9 protein-coding genes are annotated in these 20,018 nt (G+C 46.1%); 7 read left to right on the top strand and 2 right to left on the bottom strand.

Going from position 1 to position 20,018, the window contains the following annotated elements; genetic code table 11:
* Nucleotides 1-32 precede the first annotated feature (32 nt).
* From ACT7WV_RS18565 to ACT7WV_RS18535, 7 genes are all read left to right on the top strand, one after another.
* A complete protein-coding gene (locus ACT7WV_RS18565) occupies nt 33-2,066 on the top strand; it encodes a DICT sensory domain-containing protein (protein WP_445104307.1) in 2,034 nt (677 codons plus the stop codon).
* A 651-nt stretch (nt 2,067-2,717) separates the two neighbouring features.
* The gene (locus ACT7WV_RS18560; RefSeq protein ID WP_463424274.1) at nt 2,718-3,632 is read left to right on the top strand and encodes a hypothetical protein; all 915 of its coding nucleotides are present in this window, start codon (nt 2,718-2,720) and stop codon (nt 3,630-3,632) included.
* On the top strand, nt 3,629-7,687 hold the full coding sequence (locus ACT7WV_RS18555) for a hypothetical protein (protein WP_445104305.1): 4,059 nt from the start codon (nt 3,629-3,631) through the stop codon (nt 7,685-7,687). The genes ACT7WV_RS18560 and ACT7WV_RS18555 overlap by 4 nt, the downstream gene beginning before the upstream one ends.
* 112 nt (nt 7,688-7,799) lie before the next feature.
* Entirely contained in the window at nt 7,800-9,995 is a 2,196-nt protein-coding gene (locus ACT7WV_RS18550; protein ID WP_445104304.1) for an OmpA family protein, read from the top strand.
* A complete protein-coding gene (locus tag ACT7WV_RS18545; protein ID WP_445104303.1) occupies nt 9,995-13,357 on the top strand; it encodes a DUF6923 family protein in 3,363 nt (1,120 codons plus the stop codon). Before ACT7WV_RS18550 ends, ACT7WV_RS18545 begins: the two co-directional genes overlap by 1 nt.
* A gap of 398 nt (nt 13,358-13,755) precedes the next feature.
* On the top strand, nt 13,756-16,017 hold the full coding sequence (locus tag ACT7WV_RS18540) for a serine/threonine phosphatase (RefSeq protein WP_445104302.1): 2,262 nt from the start codon (nt 13,756-13,758) through the stop codon (nt 16,015-16,017).
* A gap of 74 nt (nt 16,018-16,091) precedes the next feature.
* Entirely contained in the window at nt 16,092-17,336 is a 1,245-nt protein-coding gene (locus ACT7WV_RS18535; protein ID WP_445104301.1) for a protein kinase domain-containing protein, read from the top strand.
* A gap of 404 nt (nt 17,337-17,740) precedes the next feature.
* Here ACT7WV_RS18535 and ACT7WV_RS18530 read toward each other — a convergent pair whose 3' ends face one another.
* Together ACT7WV_RS18530 and cimA are read right to left on the bottom strand one after the other, a co-directional pair.
* Nucleotides 17,741-17,959: a DUF4327 family protein gene (locus ACT7WV_RS18530; protein ID WP_445105687.1), complete on the bottom strand. Its 219-nt coding sequence runs from the start codon at nt 17,957-17,959 to the stop codon at nt 17,741-17,743.
* Nucleotides 17,960-18,310: 351 nt separating this feature from the next.
* Entirely contained in the window at nt 18,311-19,972 is a 1,662-nt protein-coding gene (gene cimA / locus ACT7WV_RS18525; RefSeq protein ID WP_445104300.1) for a citramalate synthase, read from the bottom strand.
* Nucleotides 19,973-20,018 lie beyond the last annotated feature (46 nt).

Here is a 20,018-nt window from a genome sequence, read left to right as displayed (position 1 = left end):
AAGGACTGGAGATTACTAAGCAGATAGGTTAAATGAGCAATCCGAATTCGCTACTGCAGGATTTACTTCAAGAATTACCACATCTGTGCTCCCAGATGTATTTCAAGGCTTCTTTGACTGCACTCTCTCATGCCATGGAAGACTTGGTGCTCGCAGGCTCAGATTCTCCGTTGGTGATTGCTAACTTCCAACAGGAGCGCTTTTATCGCCAAGAAGTCCACCGCTACCGACAGATTGGTCAGCGCTCAAATCAAGTATATGTGCTAGCAGCACCAGAATCAGAGTCTGGTTTTCCTGTAGTATCAGAACCCTATGAAACTATTCCCTTAGGTTCAAAAGACGGTCTGGCCCAGGAATGGCATCTCGTAATCTTAGGGCAACAGTACACTGCTTGCTTAGTGTGCCGAGAAAAACTCACTCTTGATTCTCCTATGGAGCAAGCAAGGCAGTTCGAGGGTTTTTGGACTTTTGAGAGTTCTGTGAGCAAAACGGTGGCTCGACTATTATTAAGCAGAATTGCTGTTTATAGACCAGAGCTAGCCTCGAAAGTAGAGAAGGCATGGCAAGATTATGCTCTAACGGCCGAAGCACCACAGCAGGCATTAATTCCGCTCACCCAGTTAGTTGATGCTGGTGTTTTTGCCCACCGTCTAATTACCTATCTACAAGCTAGTCAATATCAGCTCTTAGATGCTTACCAGGCAATTACTAACCAAGAAAGAAAAGAACGCCTCGTTAATGCGATAACTACTGCTATTCGTAATTCTCTTCAGCCTCAAGAAGTACTAGCAGCAGCAGTCCAGGAGTTGGGGCAGACTTTTGAGAATTGCCGATGCTTGCTCTATCGCTGTGGCCCTAGTGACCAGCAGGTAGAAATTCAATATGAATTTGTTCCTCCTAGGTTGAGCTCTCTCAAAGGCAAAACATGGTCTTTAGCTAATAACCCCCTGATTCAAGTAGCCTTAGCCCAAGAGCGAGCAATTGCGATCGCTGATGTGAATAAAGCTCCTAATTTACAAAAAAATACCGCTCTTAAGGCAAGCATCAAAAAAGCTTCAATTCGTTCCTGGTTACTGGTGCCAATACGTCATCAAGGAACTCTACTGGGGATGTTAGAACTTCATTATGGTGGTTCAGAACCCTATCAATGGGGGCAAGACGATATCTCTTTAGTAGAAGCGATCGCTACTCAGGCAGGGGTGGCACTGAATCAGGCTCAAGCTTACACCGATTTAGCAGCACTTAATAGTCAGTTAGAAGTATTGGAGCGCACACGCAGTAACTTAATTGCCATTGTCGGTCATGAATTGCGGACTCCTTTATCGACAATCCAAGTTTGCCTAGAAAGCTTAGAAAGTGAACCAGAGATGCCGACTAAGTTTCGCCAGGTAATGCTGGAGACGGCTTTAAATGACGCAGAACGGCTTCGTAAACTAATTCAAGATTTCCTCACCCTATCCCGACTGGAGAGCGATCAAGTAAATCGAACCAGAGAATCTATCCAGCTCCAAGAAGCTGTAGACTTAGCTCTCAGTGGTCTTAAAACTAGCTGGTTACCACAAGCTCTACCCCAAATCGAAATTGAACTGTCCCCTGAATTACCTACGGTTCAAGCTGATGGAGAAGGTCTTGTGGAAGTCTTGAGCAAACTTTTAGACAACGCTTGTAAGTTTACAGGGTCAGATGGTCAAGTAACTATCCAAGCTCGCCTGAATCAACCTAAAGCTAACTTAATAACGAAGAAAGACACCCGAAAATTGCCTCAAGACAATCCCCCAGGCAATTCTATGTTAGAGGTGATCATTACCGATACAGGTCGCGGTATAGAACCTAGTCAGTTAAAAGCAATATTTAACTACTTTTATCAAGAGGAAGATTCTTTGCGACGCACTGTTGGTGGAACCGGTCTGGGTCTAGTGATCTGTCGTAAAATTGTGCAAGGCATGGGCGGAGAAATTTGGGCTGACTCTGCCGGTAGAAATCTGGGGAGTAGTTTCCACTTCACAGTTCCTGTTGAGCAATCTGAAGAATTGCAAGGCAGAGTTTTGAGTCATTCGCAGCAGTAGGTTAGTATATTTTTACTATTCATAAATAGCCTTGAAGAAGGCTAATCTAGTCACGTCGGTTACCTAATGAAACCACGATCTCTCCCTCCTCAAATAACTAGAGTGGGGAGAGATAGTGGTTTGAAAGGAAAGTAGGGATTTAGACAATAACCCTCTTGTAGAATTCTGAGACTTGCTAAAGCTCAATCCTGTGATCAGTAGAGGCTTTAGGGATATGATTTAAAGAAATTTTTCTGGTTTTCTAGAAAAATACTAATCGCTGTAGCCAATATGCCCATTAAGCCCCATAATAATAAGCTTAAGTTTTTGCGATAAGCATAGTTACCGAAATGCCCAAAATAAACCCTTTTTGGACAGATATGCTGCTTTGTGTTGCTCAGGGTTGCCCTAGTGTCAATCAATTAGTTCCAGGATCAATCAACTATTTTTATGTCGGCAAAACTTCTGTTCACTTGGATTTACCAAAAAAGCTGGTAACCCCTTAACCTCTTCCCCGGAGTCCTCATCGATACTGGCATAAAAGCTAGTTAGGGGCTCTCCAACAAGTTTTTAATTAATGGGTAAAAAACTTGTTGTAGCATCTATCTAAACAATAAGCTTTTCGATCAGCTTCCGTTAAAAAAAGTGTGTCTTCCATAGTGCCACGTTGTGATCAAAATTCCCCTAAAGCAGTTAGGCAAAGAGCAGCGACTCCTAACTATTCTTCTCAGTGCTTTCTTTTTTACTGGAACATCGCCAGTCGCCAGCATTGAAATTAACAATCAAGCCTCTGCCACGGCTGATAATCTTGTAGTAGATGTTGATTCTAACGAAACTTCCTTCACCACAGGTCAAGCGGCTTTAGAGCTAATCAAAACAGCAGACCGCGCGGCAGCCGAACCCGGCGACACTGTAGTTTACAGCCTCTTGCTCAAAAATACTGGTGAGGCTCCAGCCGCCGAGATCAATCTTGAAGACAGATTGCCACAAGGTTTGCGATTTTTACCTAAATCATTGCAGGCTTCTGTAAGTAACGGAGCAACAACGCCAGTACCAGTAGAAGAGAGAAGATCTGGCAGAACTCTTACTTTTAGCTTTCCTGATCTGGAACTGAGACCGAATGAGACTCTCAATGTAATCTACGGCGCTGTAGTGACACCAGATGCGATCAGAGGTGAGGGTAGAAATGTTGCCCAAGAACCCCGGAGCAATATTGCTAGCTATCTAGTGCGAATTCGACCCGGAATACTCTCCGATTGCGGCACCATCATTGGACGAGTATTTGTCGATAAGAACTTTGACGGCGAACAGCAGCAAGGAGAACCTGGAGTGCCTAACGCCGTAATCTTCATGGATGACGGTAATCGCATTACCACCGATGCTAGTGGATTATTCTCTTTAGCTAACGTCATCTCCGGAAATCGTACCGCCACACTAGATTTAAGCTCTTTGCCGGGATACTCCTTAGCTCCCAACCTCTACTTTATTGAAGGCAATAGTCAATCCCGTTTGGTACGACTTGAACCGGGAGGAATGGTACGCATGAATTTTGCTGTGACACCTGCATACGGGGAGCAGCGGCCATGAAATTTCCTCAAGAAAAATTAATCATCTCGCACCTAGAATCTCTAATTCGTCCCAGACTCAAAAGTCAGGCTGCACAAAAGGTGATACGGCGTAAAGGCCTCAGACGACAAAACCTTGGGATTCTTGAGCCTACCAGCAGACTTCCTATGACGAAATTATCTACCTCCCATTCCCCAAGCTTACCCTCAATTACCCTGGGCTTGCTGACAACTGTGTTGGGAATTACTGGGATCCTCAAAGCCGCTAACGCAAAAGAACGGCCAGAACCACCGAACCTAGCTCTAGAAATGGGAAGTCTCTTGCCTAACCAGAGTTCGAGCCAACCTTGGCATGAGGCGAGAGTTCCACCGAGAGAAAACGCTGCTGCAAGTGTCCTGGAACTGCAACCATCGAGTCCTCAATCTCATCAAATAAGCACTGAAAAAATTAATTTTACTAGCTTCCCTGTCGAGAGTAGAGCCTCCAGGAAGGCAGAGGAAAAAACCCCAGCAATTGACCACAGCCATTCTCTTGCTCCCCCAACTCAAAAAAATGGGCAGGTTAGTCAAAGGGAAACCTTACCAGAGGATGAGGAACTTCCTTCAAACACTGAATCAGAGAGGATTCTGGCTCCTAATGAGGTGCGTATCCTGACTCCCGAAAGCGGGGTAATTCCCAAGAAAACAACCAATTTGGTAGCGCAATACAGTGCAGACGCCTCAATTCAGGTCAACGTCAACCAAAATCCCCTCGATCCCTCAATTGTTAGCACACAAGAGCTCAACGAGGCTGAGAATAGGATTACCCAGATTTGGTATAACATTCCCTTGGAAGAGGGAGAGAATACAATTACTGTTCAAGCTGGGAACGGAACCCCTGTCAGTGTAAAGCTCACAGTGGAAGAAATAGCATCCCGGAAGATAGAAATTTTTCCCTTGGGAGACCCTCGTATTCCAGCAAATGGTCGTGGGACGATTGCTCTAGAAGGGAGAATTACCGACGAAAATAGTCAACTAATCACTGAAGAGGTAATTGTTACCCTAACAGCAAACGCTGGTAACTTTGTCGGTGCCGATCAAGATACAGACCAACCGGGATTCCAAACCTTAGCCGTGGGGGGAGAATTTACCGCCCGACTACAATCCGGTTTGGAAGCACAAAAAGTGCGAGTGCGCGCGGCTGTAGAAAGGTTAGAGGTCGAAGATTACAACCTGGAATCGATAGACTCGCAATTTGACAACCAAAAAGCACTCTCTGCCTACACCCAGGTAGAATTTATTACCAATTTGCGACCCTCCCTAGTTTCTGGAGTTGTCAACTTGCGCATTGGTCAAGCTGGGACTGATTTTTGGGGTAGCAGGCGCGACTTTCTCGACCCTGACCTGATAGATGATGGTACAGAGTTTGATCTAGATAGTGCCATTTTTGCTACCGGGCGAGTTGGTGAGTGGTTGTTCACGGGAGCTTACAATAGCGATCGCCCCCTCAACGAAACTTGTGATGGCACGGCTGCCTTATTCCGTGGGCCACAGTCCTGTGAAAAGCAATATCCAGTTTATGGTGATAGCTCCACAGTTGAATATCTGACTCCTTCTACTGATAGTGTTTATCTACGCTTCGAGCGCACTTCCCCAGTTCCCGGTGCTGAGTCAGACTACGCGATGTGGGGAGACTACCAAACCCAGGAATTTGCCAGAGAATCCCAGTTGTTTTCCGCTACCGCCAGAACTCTGCATGGCTTTAAAGGCAATTACAACTTAGGCAACCTGCAACTGACTGCTCTGTATAGTCAAGATATTGAAGGTTTCCAAAGAGATACGATTGCTCCCAACGGCACCAGTGGTTATTACTTTTTACAACGCCGTCAGGTGATTGATGGTAGTGAGATTGTGGTGATCGAAGTTGAAGATATCAATCGTCCAGGAACCGTCTTAGAGCGCCAATATCTCAGACGGGGCATTGATTACCAAATTAATTACGACCAGGGAAGCCTCCTGTTCAATGATCCTGTTTTCCAAACAGAATTCAACTTCTTTAATAGCACCAAGAACGAATTGACCACTCAGGATGGAATAGCCAGTCCTCTACCTACAGATGGGTCTTTATTGGTGCGGCGCATTGTTGTTACCTATCAGTATGACGGCCCCGATAGTGGCGACACCAATCTCTACGGAGGACGTTTGCAATACAACTTCTCTCAGGAGTTTGGTTCCGAAAGCTGGATTGGCGCAACCTACCTGCAAGAAGACGAGGGAGTACAAGATTTTGAACTCTACGGAGCAGATTTCTTGGCAAGTCTGGGTAACCATGGGCAAGTTATTGGAGAATATGCCTACTCTAGTTACGATTCCCTGTTCCGTGGCGACGCCTCTGGTTCAGCTTATCGCTTAGAAGTAGCTAGTCGTCTTACTCCCGGACTCAGGGCAAGAGCTTACTACCGCTCGGTAGAAGAAAACTTCCTCAATAATGCTACAACTAGCTTTACGCCAGGACAGACAAGATACGGAGCCGAAGCTACAGCCCAGTTGGGTGCCACAACAAACTTGAGAGTTGGCTACGACTTTGAAGAAAACTTCGGCATTGCACCAGAAATACGCACCGACTTCTTTGACCTATTTAATCCTGGTGTAGAAGCAGCGCCGGGAAGCCGCGTCGATAACCAGCTAACCACCATCCGCGCCGGAATCGAACAAAAAATTGGGGCGGCGGTTTTGGGGCTCGATTACGTCAATCGTTCTCGTGAAGACGATATTGGTGATACTTTCGAGGGTGATGCTAACCAACTCGTTTCTAGTTTAGGTCTTCCTCTAACTAGCTCTCTGACCTTTCTGGCAAAAAATGAGCTTAACTTGGGAGATGACGATGACCCTCTCTATCCCAATCGCACTACTTTAGGACTTGATTGGGAAGCTTATCCCGGCGTGAGGTTGCAGCTAGCTCACCAATTTTTTGAGGGGGGACTATTTGATGATGACTCAATCACCAGACTCGACACAATTGTGTCGCACCGCTTGTGGAAAAATACTGACATCACAGGTCGCTACTCGGTGATTAGCGGTTTTAGCGGACTCACTGGTCAAGGCGCACTCGGTGTCAATCACGGCTTAGTGCTTTCCCCTGGACTAAGGCTAAACCTAGGCTACGAACATACTTTCAGTAATACCTCGATTGTCACCGCTGCCGGAGAACGATTTGAGCAACCCTACAGCCCTGGTCAAACTGCCGCATCTTTGGCACTCTTAGGCGGTAATGTCTATACCGTAGGGGTTGAATACACCGATAATCCTGACTTCAAAGCGTCTGCTAATTTCCAGCATCGTAGTGGTTCTGGTAATGATAATACCGTCATTTCAGCTAGTGCTGCTGGCAAACTCTCACCAGCATTTACTCTGCTGGGTCGTTATCAGCAAGCTAACTTTGCTAACCAGAGAATCGAAGGACTAGGGGATTCAATTTCCCTGAAACTAGGGCTGGCTTACCGCAACCCAGTAAGCGATCGCTGGAATGCCCTACTACGTTATGAATATCGGCAAAATCCTTATATAATTCCTGAATCCTCAGAATTTTTTGGCGGTACAGACACAGACGAACACGTGGTTGCCGCTGAGGCTATTTTCGCACCCAGTTGGCGCTGGGAATTCTACAGCAAGGGTGCTTTGCGTTACAGCAGAACCCAAGCCAGCGATTTTGATAATTCCACAACTACTATCCTCTCCCAACTCAGGGCTACTTACCGCTTGGGATACCGCACGGATTTGGCAGTTGAAGGACGCTGGATTGGTCAGTCAGCTACCAATTACAGCGAAACTGCCATAGCTGTAGAAGCGGGATATTACTTAACACCCGATTTACGGCTTGCCCTGGGCTATAGCTTCGGCAGCATTGACGACGATGACTTCAGCGGCTATCGCTCTGAAGACGGCGTTTACTTTGGTCTTACCTTCAAGGTGAATGAACTCTGGGACGGCTTTGGACGACAACAAGTCACGCCACCTCAGCAACAGGAATCGGAGGTAGCACCGTTGACTACAGAGGCTATCCCTTCACAACCCCCAGAAGAAAGGATTGGCAGTTAAAGGCTAGCAGATAAAAGACTTTTGGAGTTTATATCTGACACTCTAGATCAACTTCTACCTTCAACTCTCTGGTGAATAGTTACTGCTGGAACGCAAGCCGTTTGGACTTTCGATGAATCACAAAATTAGAAAAATACCAAGTTTTACTGAGTTACTTTCCCTCCGGTTATCTCCTTTCCTTTGTCTGTTGGCGGTTCCTTCCTTAGCAACTGCCCAGTCAATTAAGACCACTGAGGTTCCTGTCCCGACTGATAATTTGAGGGAGATTGCCCAAATTTCTGTAACCGAAGGAACTCCTCTCAGGGTAGTAGTTAACAGTAACCAAGATGGGGCAATTCAACCAGATAATGACTTAACTTTGCGTGAAGCAATTACCCTAGTTAATGGTCAGTTAGGACTCGATTCTTTGAGTGAGGCGGAAAGATCACAAATCGCAACCCTTACTCCTAATGAACGATCGCGAATCGAGTTCAATTTACCACCTGGGCAAACAACGATCAGTCTTAGGGAAATGCTGCCCCCACTGGCAACTGCTGGATTGCTAGTTGATGGCACAACTCAAGCAGGATACGACACAACTAGCTCAGCCACCGCAGAAATCGCCATCCCGATTCCCGTAGTCGAAATTACCCCAGCCCCCCAAACCCAGGTACTGCGAGGCCTAACCATCGTTGCTGATGGCGTCACAGTGCGAGGATTGAGCCTCTACGGCTTCCGCGAACTGCGTGGTGCCACCCTCAGCACACCACCAGCCGATATTTTTATTTCTCACCCCAACCCACCACCAGACACCAGACAGCCGCAACCCCCCAATCCCGACTTCCCCTTCTACCCAGAAAACACACCACCCCAAGACGTACTCATCGAGAATAACTGGCTGGGTATCCCACCCGACGAAAGCCTGCCCCAACCCACCTCTGCTTTTGGAGTCTCCGTCTTTAATAGTCTCGGCACTACGATTCGAGGCAACCGCATTGCTTACCACGAAGGTAGTGGCATCATTACCTCCGTTCAAGCCGAAAATCTCTCAGTCACCCAAAACATTATTGTCGGTAATGGTCTCGCTGGCATGCCGGATGCGATTCGCCTTGAGGGAATGATTGACAACTCCCAAATTAGCGGTAATTTAATTTGTGGCAATGATGGCAGTGGAGTGTATTTATTTAAGCCTTCTGGGGCTGTGGAGATTAGTAATAACCAGATCAGCTTCAATGGTAGACGCCTCAGAAGAGCAGCGATTTACTTAATGGGAGATGACCACCAGGTAGTGGATAATCAAATCCTTTACCAAACAGGGCCTGGTGTCGTAGTTACCGCTTATCCCCGTAGCCAGGGCAATCTGATTGAGGGTAATCGCTTTGCTGCTTTGGAGGGTATGAGTATTGACTTGGTGACTCAACAGCATGTCGAACCGATTCATTTTCAAGTGGGCGATGGACCAAATCCCCGGCGTAATTCTCCTAACCGACGAAAAGAAACCGGTAATGCGGCAATTGATGCTCCTGAGTTTGTCTCGGATGAGTTGTTTGTCATTGACTCAAAGGTGGTGCTGTTGGGTCAAGCTGAGCCGGGTTCAATTGTGGAAATTTATCGGGTTAGGGAACAAGGTACTCTGCCTTATGGCCCGTTGAATGAGTCTTTAGGTGTGGTCAACGCAGACGAAGAAGGTAACTTTCGGGTGAATCTCCAGAATTTGCAAGCAGGGGAAAGGCTTTCTGCGATCGCCACTCTTCCTGAGTTTGGTACTTCGGAGGCGGCTCTCAATACGGTGCTGGTTACTGCTGAGGGTGAGGCAATTCCTGGGTTAGCTCCTCCTGAAGTAGTGACTCCAGTGTGTACGACTCCACCAGCACCGCCGACACCAGAACCACCACCGCCGCCGCCACCAGAACCTCTGGTACTACGGGTGCCCAGGAATGTCCACTTTGCTCTTGACCAAGCCACGATTGCGGCTGAGAGTGCGGTGGTGCTGGAACAGATTGCCCAGGTGCTGCGAGAGTATCCTTTCTTGACGGTGGAGTTAGTTGGTCATACTGACCCCCGTGCCAGTGATGCTTACAATTTGGATTTAGGTAGGCGGCGGGCACTGGCGGTGCGTAATTATTTGCTGCAAGCTGGCATTGCTGCGGAGCGGATGACGATTCGTTCTTTAGGTGAGCAACAGCGCCGCGCTGATGGTACTGAGCGTTTAGATTATGCTCGCGATCGCCGTGTGGAAGTCATTTTCCAAGATACCCGTGGCTTGGAGATCATCTTTGAACGACAAGAAACTGACCTGCAACTAGAACCCCCTGGAGGCTCAAGGTAGTGCATCAAGATTTTCGTCCATCTGGGCTACTAACTAGGAAGAACAAAGCCCCTTTATATATTAACTTGGCTAAGAATGCTGCCAAAAGTGCGACTGGTAATCCTAACACTGCTAAGAAGACAAGCAGCAGATCACCGAACCTCTGGGGTGGAATAATGGGCAGCTTGACACTGTTGATGACAGTTGTAGGCTATGCGCCAGACGCTTTAGCACAATTTGTTTGCGATACCACAAACTATATCAGTGAAGGAGATGCGGCTACAGCCGGTCAACCTACCCCAACTCAGCTCAATCGTATCGACACAACCACTAATAATTTTGCACTTACCCCCATCGGTTTTGCTAATGTAAATTACAACGCGATCGGCTTCAATACTCTTGACCGCTTTATTTACGGCATTAATCCCTTCTTTGCCGGAGCACCAGTAGGAGACTCGCCTTTAAATCGGACTGTATATCGCATTGATCCTAGCGGTACAGCTACGCCACTAGGAATACCTCAAGGTTTACCAGCTACAGGCTTCTTTTTCGCAGGTGATTTTAATCCCGGAGGCAACTATGTCATCCTAAGTCGAGGGAGGAATGCCAACCCAGCAGAGGGTAACAGACTAGTTACTCTTGATATTACAACTAGTCCACCGACTGTACTGTCTAATATACAACTCAGTCTCAATGGAGATGGGGATGGTTCCTTTGCTGGAAATCCTCCTCAGTTTGACGACATTGCCTTCAACCCAACAACTGGCAACCTTTATAGCTTTGACAGAGTAAGACAGCAGTTAGCACTTATTGATCCAGCTTCGGGTGCTGTTCAGTTCATCGGACAAAGTGGGGTGCCTGAAAATGTGATTGTTGGTGGATTATTTTTTAACTCTTCGGGTCAACTTTTCGCCTACACCTCCCCCATTACAGGTACAGGCGGGAACTTCTACGAGGTTAACTTGAACACGGGAGGGTTGACGAACGCTAGGGCTACTCAGCCAGTGACGTTGTTTGACGGTGCCAACTGTGCTATTGCCCCAACTTTAAGTAAGGTTGTTGCTCCTGAAACAGTTGTTGCTGGTGGAACAGTTACTTACACTTATACCCTGACAAATAGCACTGCCTTTCCCTTCACTGACTTAACTTTAGACGAACAACTTCCTCAACTTCCAGGACTGCCAAATGCACTGACTTTTGTGGATGGAACTTTAACCATAGGAGGCTTCCAGGATGGCACCGGAACCCCTAATGCTTATGGTGGTACTTCCAGCTTGCAAATTACTGGTTTGACTATCCCTGCCAATACTCCAGGCGTTGTTAGTGTGCAAGTCAGAGTCTCACCCGACACGCCTCCAGGCCCTCTATTGAATGGAATCACACTAGAAGGATTTCCGCCAGGATTCTTACCGACAATTCCTTCTGACTTTCCTCCCACACCGCAATTCCCCGATGATACACCGTTGCAGATTGCAGAAAACCCTGTGATTGGTGTGGTAAAGAATGTCACTTCAGTAACCAATAACGGTGATGGCAGCTTCGCAGTAACTTATGGTTTGGTGGTGGAGAACTTGGGTAATGTTCCCTTAAACAATATTCAGTTGTTAGAAAATTTAGATGGAACCTTCGGAGCAGGGAACTTCACGATTTCTGGTGTCAGTAGTCCGACCCTAACAACTAACAATAGCTTTAACGGTAGTACTGACGCCAATCTCCTGGCAGGAACAGAGACATTGCCTGTAAATGGTACAGCTACAGTTGAATTTGTTGCCCAGGTCAGACCACCAGACGTAAACCAAGACTACACCAACCAAGTACAAGCCACTGGCACCTCGCCAGCAGGTCAAGCCGTTGAGGACTTATCTAATAACGGTGTTTCTCCTGACCCAGATGGTGACGGCAATCCTAAGGGACCAGAAAATGATGTGCCAACGGTAGTTAACTTCCAAGAAAATCCCGTGATTGGCGTAGCTAAGAATGTTGCCTCGGCAAACATTAACAACGATGGCAGTTTTACGGTGACTTATGGTTTGGTGGTGGAGAACTTGGGTAATGTTCCCTTAAACAATATTCAGTTGTTAGAAAATTTAGATGGAACCTTCGGAGCAGGGAACTTCACGATTTCTGGTGTCAGTAGTCCGACCCTAACAACTAACAATAGCTTTAACGGTAGTACTGACGCCAATCTCCTGGCAGGAACAGAGACATTGCCTGTAAATGGTACAGCTACAGTTGAATTTGTTGCCCAGGTCAGACCACCAGACGTAAACCAAGACTACACCAACCAAGTACAAGCCACTGGCACCTCGCCAGCAGGTCAAGCCGTTGAGGACTTATCTAATAACGGTGTTTCTCCTGACCCAGATGGTGACGGCAATCCTAAGGGACCAGAAAATGATGTGCCAACGGTAGTTAACTTCCAAGAAAATCCCGTGATTGGCGTAGCTAAGAATGTTGCCTCGGCAAACATTAACAACGATGGCAGTTTTACGGTGACTTATGGTTTGGTGGTGGAGAACTTGGGTAATGTTCCCTTAAACAATGTCCAGTTGCTCGAAAATTTAGATGAAACCTTCGGAGCAGGAAACTTCACGGTTTCTAGTGTTAGCAGTCCTAACCTAGCAACTAACAATAACTTTAATGGTACTACTGACCCCAATCTCTTAGCAGGGACAGATACCCTAGCACCGGATGGCATAGCTACAGTTGAGTTTGTCATCCAGGTCACACCGCCAGGAGTTAACCAAGACTACGCCAACCAGGTAGAAGCCACTGGTATCTCCCCTGGTGGTCAGCCAGTCAGTGACTTATCCAACAATGGTGTTAATCCTGACCCCAACGATGATGGCAACCCCAATGAGCCGGAAAACAACACCCCGACTGTGGTTAACTTTCAACCAAGACTGCGCCTTGTCAAACGAATTACTAATGTAACCAGAGGAGGAGTGCCAATTAGCGGTGTTGCGTTTAACAGCTTTGTCAATGATTCCCAAGCTACTGCTGACCTGAATGCAGCAGGGTTTACCCCCACAGGTATTCCCCAAATAGATTCAGATACTATCTTGCAAAGCGGTGATCAAGTTGAGTATACTGTTTACTTTATCTCTGATGGTTCTCAACCAGCAGCTAATGCCAAGATCTGTGACTCGATTCCAGAGGGGACAGAGTTTATTCCTGGCAGCATTTCCTGGAGAGTGGGCGAAGGAATAGGTAATGTTACACCCACCTTTGTCGAAGAGCTAGATCTCAGTCCTCCCTTTAGTTCTCCCCCCTGTCGTGAATCCGATAATTCTAACGGGGCAGTTTTAGCGGAACTGGGAAATATTTCTAATACTTCCCCAGATAATGTAGGATATGTTCGCTTCCAGGTCGAAATTGAATAAATTCTAAGTGGCTATTACCAAGAGTACGACCATTCCCTACTGGCAATGGAATAGTTCAGGAGAAGGATTTTGCGTACTCTTCTTGTTGGTTTTGTCCCCAACTTAGATTTAAGATGATTGCCTTTTCCGGACTAGTTGATGCCACTTTGTAAAGTATCTAAGAAGTTAGATCATTAGTCTGTTACATAATTTTAAATCAGCAAAACTGAAACCTCTAGATTAGCGACGAACAACTAAACTAAATTGCACTAAGCTAACTATCTGCTCTTTTGGCAGTTCATTGCTAAGTGTTTATGGCTAGAGTGTGCATCCTGTGATTCTGACATGGCAGACTAGATGGCAGCTAGCTCATATGCCAAAGTTTAGACATCTGCGACAGGAGTTGAGGAAGTTCCGTTATGTTAATTTGCCCCCATTGTCAGTTCGAGAACCCGAATACCAATAATTTTTGTCAAAGGTGTGGAACTTCCTTAACCCATAAAACTTGTCATGAGTGCGACACACAAGTACCACTTGATGCTGCAACCTGTCAAAATTGTGGTGCCTTCACGGGAACAGTTTGGCAAGCAATTGTCTGCCAAGAGTCAGTTTTCCCAGAATCTCTGGAAGTTGACTCAGAAAAAGCGCCTCAAGAAGTATTGCCGATAGAGGTGTCTAAAGATACCCAAACTGAAATCTCTCCCCAAGAAGCCTCCCCACCAAGGATAACGGCAAACTCAACTTCTAGTTCTGTGTTATCTCCCAAAGAATCAGATAATGATAATGCAGAAGTCAATGCTCCGACGCCATCAGTCAAGTCGTTAGTTGAGGATTCTTTAGACGAGTCAGTCACCCAACTGTCATCATCAAGTCCCTCTGAGTCTAATTTACTGAGCACAAAGGAGCAATCAACGGTTTCCGATAGTGAAAGTGAAAGTGAGAGTGAGAGACAAATTCAAAGTTCCTCTCCACAAGCGACTGTTATCTATCTGGATCCTCAACAGCGTTACCTACTCTTAGAACCAGAGACTCTCCAAAAGACGAGGAACAGCAGGGCTTCCTCTAATGGGGGAGAAACACACGACTGTGAAACCTTGAGAGTGTTGGATTCTCAGCCGTTTCAGCAGTCACCTTTAGAGGCTCTGATGGCTCAACAGGGATGCTTACCGCGCTGGGAGCTACTGGAGAATCAGCCTGCAACAGCTCAATCAGACGCATGGCAAGTTTTTGGTATCCCAGTAATCGCCAGACCCTATTTATCTCTTAGAGAATCCTATTATCCTACTCTGCCAGAGGTACACGATACTTGGCAGCATAATGGAGAGATAGTAGTACTACTCGAAGACCGCTCTAGATGGTTGCTACTGAGTGAATTTAATAGTGAAGAGCTTTCCCCCTTACAGAACTTATACTGGCTAGACGAAATGGCAAAACTGTGGGAGGCGCTAGAACCTTTACGTTATCGTCAAACCCTGTTAGAGATTACTAATCTCCGCGTCGATGAAGACCAAGTCCTGGGACTGGTGCGATTGTATCCAGAAGCCAAAGAGCAACAGCTAACTCTACAGGATTTGGGTAAGATGTGGCAGAGATTATTTGATCAATCCGAATCAAGACAATTTAATTTTCTAGAAACGATTTATCAACAGTTATCTACCAATAAAATTGTCACAATAAAAGAGCTGCGATCGCTTTTAGAAAAGCTTGCCCGTGAACTACAAACAACAAACTCGAGAGGTCAATTCTCTGACCCAGAAGAAGAAGAGTCAGCGCTTGTGAATCCAGATTTAAAAGCAGTCAATCTCCAAGGCGAAAGTGGTGATGAGCTACCAACAGTGGTTTTGCCCATGCAGTTGCTGAGCCTTGATGATGCCGGTTGTTCAGATATTGGGAATCAAAGAGAACACAACGAAGATTACTTTGGTATCCAGACAGCAATTAAAAAAGAGGAAAACCCGGCGCAGAGGATGCTGCATGCTCGCGGTCTCTATATTCTCTGTGATGGTATGGGGGGACACGCAGCGGGAGAAGTTGCTAGTGCAATGGCAGTTGAGGCTGTTAAGCAATACTTTCAAGAAAATTGGTCTGAAGAGTTGCCCAATGAAGAGAGTATCCGCGAGGCGGTGCGTCTAGCCAACCAGGTAATTTATGATGTTAACCAACAAAATGCCTGTTCTGGAAGTGCTCGCATGGGTACAACCTTGGCGATGGTTTTGATTCAGGATACCAACGCTGCAATCGCTCATGTGGGAGATAGTCGCGTTTATCGCCTTACTCGCAAACGTGGTCTAGAGCAAGTCAGTGTAGATCATGAAGTGGGCCAAAGAGAAATTCAACGCGGGGTAGAACCAGCAATTGCCTACTCTCGGCCTGATGCCTATCAGCTAACTCAAGCCCTAGGACCGCGAAGTGACGAGTTCGTTAATCCCGATGTGCAGTTTTTGGAACTCAACGAAGATAGTTTATTTGTTTTGTGTTCCGATGGTCTTTCCGATAATGAACTTGTAGAAAACCACTGGCAAACTCACCTGGCACCTTTACTGAGTTCTCGTGCTAACCTCGAGCAGGGAATGCTGAAGTTAATCGCTCTGGGTAATGAGTACAATGGTCACGACAATATTACCGTATTGCTAATTCGGGCGAAGGTTAGACCAAACTTTGAACAACAAAAAAGGTTTTAATTTTTACAGATAGCGAAAGGTCATCAGAAAATGCGATAAACCCAAAGTATGGCTTGGGGCTTTTTTAATCACTTATGGTTCAGCTGACCCTACTAAACCTTCCAGACTCTAGACCACTTCAGCGATGGGACTTTCAAAGCCAGTCAAGTATTAAGATTGGTCGTTCTCCTGATAATGATATTATCCTCAACGACCAGTTAGTTTCTCGTTACCACGTGGAGCTGACGTTAATACCTTCCCGTAGTGGTAGTTCTTGGCAGTTAGTTAATCAAGGGACAAATGGTACTTTCCTTAATGGTGTACTGGTATCGCGGTCTGTAGTTCCAGATGATTCTCTAATCCAACTAGCAAGGGATGGGCCGGTACTTAAATTTCAAGTTCAGGCACCAGCTAATCTTCCTCCTGCAGCCAATTTATCCACCGCCAGCAAGCTAGTTACGCCTCCACCTCAGCTTAACTTGTGTTCCCATGAAGGTAATCTTCCTGGCAACTTGTTCTGTATGCGCTGTGGTCAACTCTTAGTTCCAGTGCAGCAGGTAATCCGTCAATACTACGTGTTGCGCACTCTAGGACAGGGGGGCATGGGAACTACTTACCTCGCCTGGGACAAAGCAGGAAGTGTGGGACAGCCTCGGCTACTGGTACTCAAGGAAATGAATGCCAATATGGCTCAACTTGCCAAAGCCCAAGAACTTTTCGAGCGAGAAGCCCGTACTCTAGCCGCCCTGAATTATCCGGGAATTCCCCAGTACTACGACTTTTTTGTTGAAAGTAGCAAGAAATATCTGGCAATGGAGCTAATTCATGGTCAAGATTTAGAACAGCGGGTTCTCAACATGGGACCTGTAGCACCACAACAAGCAATTGATTGGATGATTCAGGTTTGTGACATTCTTGGTCATATACACTCTCTGAATCCGCCTCTAATACACCGGGATATTAAACCAGCAAACTTAATGGCGCGTTATCGGGATAACCGTATAGTTGTGCTGGACTTTGGGGCTGTTAAAGAGATTGGCACGTTACCGGGAACGCGCATCGGTGCTGAAGGCTACAGTTCTCCTGAACAAGATCTAGGTCAGCCCTGCATTCAGTCTGATCTTTATGCTGTTGGGGCAACACTTATCTTTATACTCACTGGAGTTGCACCCATCAAATTTTATCGCCGATGTGGATCAGAGTATAAGTTTGATGTCTCAAACTGCCCAACCATAACTCCTCAGTTACAGGAAGTAATTTCATTAGCATGTGAAAAGAAAGTTAGTAGACGTTACCAAAGTGCTAAGGATCTTTCCGAAGTAATAGCTACTTGTCGATAAATCAGCTTCTTGCTTTTTACAAATCGAAATTGCTCGAAGCTTATTTTCGCTTGGCAACACCTCTTTAATATCATTTTCTTTAGTGAATCAGCTGTATCGCAGAAGACATCTTATCTCAATATCGTAAATAGCTATTTTCTCTGCTTAATTTACAGAGGAAAGACTGTATTAAAAATTACAGTAAAATTGTTACTATTGTCCCCATAAACTTCAGTAAAAAACGCGCTAAAGCCAGACAGTTAACTAGATTAAACTGAGCAGAGCAATAATCAAAGCAAAGCTCTGGTAGTAGAGATTAAGCCACAAAAATCAGGTCATTAGAGAGTATTCAGCTAAAAATCCCTAGCACTAAAGGATCGGATAGTTTGTGCTGATACTCTCTAAGATGATCGCAGACGAGAGGATCAATCTTCGTCCCAGGCTTCTACTTCTAGTAAGTCGCCGATTGGATCTTGCATGGTAAAGCCAAAGTCAAGCAGTTCTTTCTTCCAGTAAGACCATTTATCTCCGTAAAGCAAGGCAATTTTCCATAGGCTGTCGCTTGGCTTAATAATTTTAGATTCTGCCAGGGAACGCACATGGTTTTGGAACTTCACCATTGGGTGAGCAACTTGTTGAGTCATACTCATGATGTCGAAATAACTTTTACAAATGCTTAAGCTACGATGCTTTCTTGCTTGTATAATGCGCCGCTCCGTAGAGTTCTGCACGGCACTGAAGCACATACACTTATTAATAGCGTATTTGGGTACTTAATTGCAAGCTTTTTGGACAAATGTACGGTAATTACTACCAATACTATCTGCACTCATCACTAGAAAGCACTTTTTAGGCAGACAGCTGAACTAATGTAACTTTAGCACTAAAAATACAGAAATCTCAGGAAGATAGCGAGAGTAACTTTTGTCTATTTTTACCTCTCTCCCAAGAATGAGTTAATCTGGGGTTACAGACTAGGAAAATTTTGACCGACTTTAGGAAGTTATCACTGTCTGGGGCGACGATTGGCACAACAGACCATACTCAATGCCCTCGACAACAGCCTGATAAGAGGCTTCAAGGATATTCGTGGAAACGCCTACAGTCATCCAGCGCTGTTCACCATTACTTGACTCTACCAATACCCGCGTCTTAGCAGATGTCCCAGCGCCCCCATCGAGAATCCTTACTTTGTAGTCTGCTAGGTAAAAGGCAGCAATCTCTGGGTAGAATTTCGCTAATGCTTTACGCAGGGCAGCATCGAGGGCAGAAACTGGGCCATTGCCTTCTGCTACTTCCAAAATATCCTCGCCCTGAATAGCCACCTTAATTGTCGCCAAAGAATTGCTATAGGGTGTACCTGTCCCTTGCAGCATGTCACAATGCACTTGAAAACCTTTGAGTTCAAAAGGCTGCCGCCGGTATCCCAAGGCTTCACGCATCAGCAAGTCAAAGCTAGCCTCTGCTGCCTCAAATTGGTAACCTTCATTCTCCAACTCTTTAAGGCGTTTGAGTATTTTGTGACAAGTAGGGTCTTGTTTGCTGAGTTTATGCCCGAAACTATGGGCTTTTGCCAAGACATTACTTAGTCCAGACTGATCAGAAATGAGAATCCGCCGTTCATTGCCAATCTGTTCTGGTGGGATATGTTCATAAGTCAAGGGGTTGCGCTCTACCGCCGAAACGTGTATGCCACCTTTGTGAGCAAAAGCGGAGCGTCCCACAAAAGGAGCATGATCGTTGGGTGCTAAATTGACAACTTCGCTAATCAAACGACTAACTTGGGTTAATTTGAGCAACTGCTCACTCTGAAGGCATCGGTAACCCAACTTCAGTTGTAAGTTAGGAATTAGTGAACAAAGATTGGCGTTACCGCAGCGTTCACCGTAGCCATTAATAGTCCCCTGAACCATGCGGACACCTTCGAGAACACCTGCAAGAGCGTTAGCAACGGCTGTGTCTGAATCGTTATGAGTATGAATGCCCAGCATTGGTGGTTCTTGAACCTGGTTTAAAGGCTGTGGCTGTTGAAGTGAAGTTTCAATCTTCAACTTTTCTACAATTTTTCGCACCGTTTGACTAACTTCATGGGGCAGAGTACCGCCATTGGTATCGCACAAAACCAGCCATTCTGCACCGGCTTCCCGGGCGGTGTTCAGTGTCTTCAGGGCATATTCTGGATTATGTTTGTAGCCATCAAACCAGTGTTCAGCATCGTAAATCACGCGACGCCCTTGGCTGCGGAGGTATTCAATAGTGTCTCTAATCATGGCTAGGTTTTCTTCAAGACTGGTGTTAAGCCCCGCAGTAACGTGCAAATCCCACGACTTGCCAAAAATAGTCACCCAGCGAGTTCCCGCCGCCAGAATTGCTTGCAGCATTGGATCATCAGCTGCTGCTCTTTGAGGGCGTCTAGTTGAGCAAAATGTTACAACTTCCGCCTGTTTGAGGGGTTCTTCTTGGAGTTGCCAAAAAAATTGGACATCTTTGGGGTTTGCCCCTGGCCATCCGCCCTCAATGAAGGGGACACCCATCTGGTCAAGCTGTCGCGCAATGCGCAATTTATCTTCAAGAGAAAGTGATAGCCCTTCACGCTGGGAACCATCTCGCAGCGTCGTGTCATAAATGCAAATTGGGTTTAATTCTTGCGAGGTCATGACCAGAGAAAAAGTTTCAGCTAATTGTAAAGAAACGTAAAATATA

It is taken from the genome of Symploca atlantica LB2515, from assembly GCF_052546295.1.
This window is presented reverse-complemented; position numbering and strand designations above follow the sequence as displayed.

What these genes read in the sequence shown, in the direction of transcription:
- ACT7WV_RS18565 (WP_445104307.1), top strand. Translation starts at nt 33, where the DNA reads ATGAGCAATCCGAATTCGCTACTGCAGGATTTACTTCAAGAATTACCA.
- ACT7WV_RS18540 (WP_445104302.1), top strand. Translation starts at nt 13,756, where the DNA reads ATGTTAATTTGCCCCCATTGTCAGTTCGAGAACCCGAATACCAATAAT.
- ACT7WV_RS18555 (WP_445104305.1), top strand. Translation starts at nt 3,629, where the DNA reads ATGAAATTTCCTCAAGAAAAATTAATCATCTCGCACCTAGAATCTCTA.
- ACT7WV_RS18550 (WP_445104304.1), top strand. Translation starts at nt 7,800, where the DNA reads ATGAATCACAAAATTAGAAAAATACCAAGTTTTACTGAGTTACTTTCC.
- cimA (WP_445104300.1), bottom strand. Translation starts at nt 19,972, where the DNA reads ATGACCTCGCAAGAATTAAACCCAATTTGCATTTATGACACGACGCTG.
- ACT7WV_RS18530 (WP_445105687.1), bottom strand. Translation starts at nt 17,959, where the DNA reads ATGACTCAACAAGTTGCTCACCCAATGGTGAAGTTCCAAAACCATGTG.
- ACT7WV_RS18535 (WP_445104301.1), top strand. Translation starts at nt 16,092, where the DNA reads ATGGTTCAGCTGACCCTACTAAACCTTCCAGACTCTAGACCACTTCAG.